Annotated in this window: 1 pseudogene; it reads right to left on the bottom strand. The window is 74.6% G+C overall.

Annotated elements, in window-relative coordinates:
* A pseudogene (locus tag GO615_RS27780) lies at positions 1-646 on the bottom strand (hypothetical protein); the annotation flags it as partial.

Here is a 646-nt window from a genome sequence, read left to right as displayed (position 1 = left end):
GGGTAGCGTCGTGAGAACGGCGACGGGGTCGTCGTCGCGAGTGTCTTGCGGGTCGAGGGCGCAGGCGTCGGTGAGGAAGGCGGCGAGCGGGGCGTCGGGGGTGAAGTCGAGCCCGCGGGCGAGGCGGACAAGCTCGCGCCAGCCGGCGTGGGGCTCGGCGAGGGTCGCACGCCAGTCGCGCAGGGCCGGCAGGTTGAGCACGTTGAGCAGGAAGAAGAAACCGCCGCCGCGGGTGTGGAAGTCCACATCCGCAGCGGACGGAAGTACCGCGGGCGAGGCCGCGGTGGAGGAGACTCGGGAGGATGAAGGGGGATCGGCTGCGGGCACCGGTGCGTCGGCGCAGAGGATGGACCGGGCCGGGGCGGGCTCAGGGTGTGGCGCTGCGGGGGTCTGCGATGTGTCCGTTGCCGGTGCGGCGGTGTCGGGGGGGCCCGCTTGCGGCGGTGTCGGTGCGGGGGCGACCGAGTTGCCCGCGGCGTCGGCGGTGATGGTCTGCGGTTCGCGTGAGCGCGCCGTCGTCGCTTCGGCGGCGGGGCGTACGAGCGTCTCGGCCGTGGCGCGGAGGGCTTCGCCGGCATCGGTGCCCGCGAGCGTCGCGGGAGCCTGTGTCCACAGTGCGAGCACGGCTTGCAGCACGACGCGCGGG

The organism is Aromatoleum evansii (assembly GCF_012910805.1).
GTDB lineage: Bacteria > Pseudomonadota > Gammaproteobacteria > Burkholderiales > Rhodocyclaceae > Aromatoleum > Aromatoleum evansii.
This window is presented reverse-complemented; position numbering and strand designations above follow the sequence as displayed.